Source organism: Actinomadura montaniterrae (assembly GCF_008923365.1).
GTDB lineage: Bacteria > Actinomycetota > Actinomycetes > Streptosporangiales > Streptosporangiaceae > Spirillospora > Spirillospora montaniterrae.
In genome coordinates this window covers 1-3795 of the sequence record NZ_WBMR01000412.1, presented here as the reverse complement: position 1 = coordinate 3795, position 3795 = coordinate 1, and the positions used below count along the sequence as shown (strand labels likewise).

The window sequence follows — 3795 nt, the reverse complement described above, 5'->3', positions numbered from 1 at the left end:
CCCGAGCTTCGGGGTGCTGGTCGCGCCGATCGCGGGCGCCGACACGGCGGCCGTCCCGCCGCCCTTGGCGTCCCCGCCCCCGCCGCCCCCGCAGCCGGCCAGCAGCAGCGCCCCCGCCGCCGTCCCCGCCGTCACGATCGCCGAACGCCTCATTCCGGACTCCCCCAAGAAACGATCACGTGCCGGCCCATCAGACGGAGCCGGCACGCGAACGGTTCAGTTTGCCCGGAATGCGGGATATGTCGCTACTGGGCGGCGACCAGCTCCGCGATCTGGACGGCGTTCAGCGCCGCCCCCTTGCGCAGGTTGTCGCCCGAGCAGAACAGCGCCAGCCCGTTCTCCACGGTCTCGTCCCGGCGGATCCGGCCCACGTAGGTCGGGTCCTGCCCGGCGGCCCGCAGCGGCGTCGGCACGTCCGCCAGCACCACGCCCGGCGCGCCGGACAGCAGCTCGCTCGCCCGCTCCGGCCCGATCGGACGCTCGAACCGCGCGTTGATCTGCAGCGAGTGCCCGGTGAACACCGGCACGCGCACGCACGTCCCCGACACCTTCAAATCCGGGATCTCCAGGATCTTGCGGCTCTCGTTGCGGAGCTTCTGCTCCTCGTCGGTCTCGGCGAGCCCGTCGTCGACGATCGAGCCCGCCATCGGCAGCACATTGAACGCGATCGGCCGCACGTACACCTGCGGGTCGGGGAACTCCACCGCAGCGCCGTCGTGGGTGAGCCGGTCGGCGTTCTCGACGACCTTCCGCGCCTGCTCGTGCAGCTCCGACACGCCCGCGAGGCCGCTGCCCGACACCGCCTGGTACGTCGACACGACCAGCGCGGCCAGCCCCGCCTCGGCGTGCAGCGGCCGCAGCACCGGCATCGCCGCCATCGTCGTGCAGTTCGGGTTCGCGATGATCCCCTTCGGGCGGTCCGCCGCCGCGTGCGGGTTGACCTCCGCCACCACCAGCGGGACGTCCGGGTCCATCCGCCAGGCCGACGAGTTGTCGATCACGACGGCGCCCGCCGCCGCGACCTTCGGCGCCAGCTCCTTCGACGAGCCCTTCCCCGCGGAGAACAGCACGATGTCGAGGCCCGCGAAGTCGGCGGCCGCCGCGTCCTCGACGGTGATCTCGGTGTCGCCCCAGGGCAGCTTCCGCCCAGCCGAGCGGGCGGAGGCGAACAGCCGCAGCTCGTCCACCGGGAACCCGCGTTCCGCCAGGATGCGGCGCATCACGCCCCCGACCTGGCCGGTGGCCCCGACGATCCCGATCCTCATGCCGCTCCCTCTGCTCGTCCTGCGCTTCCCGTCCCGCTACCTGGGCCGACGAGTCTGCCGAGGCCCGGCCGGGGACGTCCAGTCATTAACCCTTCACACCGACTTTAAGCGGCGCTCAACGGACGCGCACACGCGCCCGCCTGTGACAACGGCGCCCCCGAGACCGCGGACGCCCTCCCCGGACGGCCTCAGGGACCGGCCTCGGGGGCGAATCAGGGCGGTTCCGGATGTCGCGCCGCCGCCGGGATGGGCATCATCGAGGCATGGACATGAACAAGGGCACCACCGAACGGCGGCTCCGCCGCACCCGCGACGGGCGCATGCTCGCGGGCGTCTGCTCCGGCGCCGCCGAGTTCCTCGGCGTCGACGCCAACATCGTCCGCCTCGTCCTCGCCGTCTTCACGGTCTTCGGCGGCGCGGGCGTGGCCCTCTACCTGGTCGCCTGGCTGCTGATCCCGGAGGAGGGCGCCGCGACGTCCATCGCCGAGGACCTGTTCAAGAAGGCCCAGGACAACCCGAACGTGCAGGACGCCGTCCAGCGCACCAAGGACGCGGTGAACAAGAAGACCCACGCGTGAGCTCTTAGGGGGCGGGCGCGGAGCGGCGGATGCCGGGGAGGTCCTCGTCGCGGGACGCGGCGACCTCCACGGGGGCGGCCGGCTCGGTCATGCCGGAGATGACACCGCCGCGGATCTGGTTCCAGGACAGCGACAGCATCGCGGCGACCGACAGGCCGACGACGCCCGCGAGCGCCACCACCGTCTGCGGGCCGAGGACCTGCGTCGCGGCCCCGGCGACGAGGATGCCGAGGCCCTGGCCGGCGAGGATGCCGGACTGGGCCAGGCCGAACGCCTGGCCGCGGCCGGACGGCGGCACCGCCGCGACGAACGCCGCGTTCGCCGCCAGCTGGTACGCGCTGCCCATCCCGGACAGCGCCCACAGCGCCAGGACGCCCCACAGCGGCGGATGGACGCCCGCGCCGACCAGCGGCAGGCACGCCGCCATCGACATCCACCCCATGAACCGCAGCCGGTTCGCCGGGCGGACGAAGCGGCTGAACAGGAACGCCCCGAACACCATGCCCGTCGGCATCGCCGACATCAGCAGCCCCACCGTCACCGGGCTGCCGTCGAACGTCGCCGCGTACGGCGCCGCGAGCCCCTCCGGGACGACGTAGAACGCGCACAGCCACGCGAATGCCACCAGCGACCGCAGCACCGGGTCGCCGAGCACCAGCCGCGCCCCGTCCCGCGTCCCGCGCCACAGCCCGAGCGACTCGCGCTCCCGCCGCTTCGGCGCGGCGCGCGGCCGCAGCCCGCCCACCAGGATCACCGCGGACAGGCCGAACGTCAGCGCGTCGATGGCGAGCGCCTCGTACGACCCGACGACCCCCACGATCGTGCCGCCCACCAGTGCCCCGAGCGTCTGGGTGCCCTGGTGCGTCATGTTGTTGATCGCCGACCCGGCCACGTACCGGTCGCCCTCCAGGACGTCCGGCAGCACGGCGGCGCGCGCGGCGGTGAACGGGGCGCCGAGCAGCACCGTCGCGAACACCAGCAGGCACAGGCCCGCGAACGGCATCTCGACCAGCGCCATCAGCGCGACCAGGCAGGCCCGCAGCACATCGCAGACGATCATCACGGTGCGGCGCGGGAACAGGTCGGCGAGTCCGGACAGCACCGGTCCGCCCACGATCGGCGGCAGGTACGTCAGCGCGTACGTGACGGCCGTCAGCAGCGCCGAGTCCGTGCGGTGGTACACCAGCACGGCCAGCGCGACCTGCGCCAGCTGGTCCCCGACGAACGACAGCGCCTGCGCCAGCCAGAGGGCACGGAACTCACCCACCGCGAACACCTCGCGGTAGGTGGCCTGCTCCTCCGCCGGACGCCGATGCCGGCCGGTCTGCCTTCCCGCCACGCACGCTCCAGTTCGGCTCGTCCAGGGTTGGACGACCCTCCTATTAACTCACGCTGCGTGGCAGTTATGTGACCTACCGTGCCCAAATATTGAAACGCGTCGCCGACGTGTCTCAATACCCCAGGTCGTGGAGCCGACGGTCATCGATCCCGAAATGATGCGCGATCTCGTGAATCACCGTGATCCGCACCTCTTCCACGACGTCCTCCTCGGTGTCGCAGATCCGGAGGATCTCCCGGCGGTAGATGGAGATGTGATCGGGCAGGACGGCCCCGTACCAGTCACCGCGCTCCGTGAGGGGTACGCCTTGGTAAAGGCCCAGCAGGCCCGGCTCGGGTGCGTCATCCTCGACCACGACGACGACGTTGCGCATCTGCGCGGCCAGCTCGGCAGGGATGGAGTCGAGGGCCGCCCCGACCAGGTCCTCGAACGCCTCCCGCGACATCTCGATCACAGTGCCATTCTGCTCGACCGAAGGAGGATCGTTGCCGTTCCGGCCGACCGCCCTCGCCGCCCGGATCACCGCCCTCGCCGCACGACTGCCCCGCGCCGCGTCCGCCCGCACGGCGGCGCTCGCCGCCCGGTACCCCCGCGCCGCGTCCGCCGCGCACAG

4 protein-coding genes are annotated in these 3795 nt (G+C 72.5%); 1 reads left to right on the top strand and 3 read right to left on the bottom strand.

The genetic code is table 11. The annotated features are described in order from the left end of the window. Nucleotides 1–245 precede the first annotated feature (245 nt). Nucleotides 246–1265: an aspartate-semialdehyde dehydrogenase gene (locus tag F9B16_RS49650; RefSeq protein WP_151547228.1), complete on the bottom strand. Its 1020-nt coding sequence runs from the start codon at nt 1263–1265 to the stop codon at nt 246–248. A 263-nt stretch (nt 1266–1528) separates the two neighbouring features. Between F9B16_RS49650 and F9B16_RS49645 the strand changes: the two genes are divergently transcribed. Further along, nucleotides 1529–1843 carry a PspC domain-containing protein gene (locus F9B16_RS49645; protein WP_225992671.1) on the top strand — a complete coding sequence of 105 codons (315 nt, stop codon included), beginning with the start codon at nt 1529–1531 and terminating at the stop codon, nt 1841–1843. Nucleotides 1844–1847: 4 nt separating this feature from the next. On the opposite strand, the gene F9B16_RS49640 is transcribed toward F9B16_RS49645, so the two are convergent. Together F9B16_RS49640 and F9B16_RS49635 are read right to left on the bottom strand one after the other, a co-directional pair. Then, nucleotides 1848–3182, bottom strand: a complete 1335-nt coding sequence (locus F9B16_RS49640; RefSeq protein WP_151547227.1) for an MFS transporter — start codon at nt 3180–3182, stop codon at nt 1848–1850. Between the two features lie 112 nt (nt 3183–3294). Beyond that, entirely contained in the window at nt 3295–3636 is a 342-nt protein-coding gene (locus F9B16_RS49635; RefSeq protein ID WP_151547226.1) for a metallopeptidase family protein, read from the bottom strand. Nucleotides 3637–3795: the final 159 nt, after the last annotated feature.

Coding starts and splice junctions, on each gene's coding strand:
- F9B16_RS49650 (WP_151547228.1), bottom strand. CDS start 1,265: ATGAGGATCGGGATCGTCGGGGCCACCGGCCAGGTCGGGGGCGTGATG.
- F9B16_RS49645 (WP_225992671.1), top strand. CDS start 1,529: ATGGACATGAACAAGGGCACCACCGAACGGCGGCTCCGCCGCACCCGC.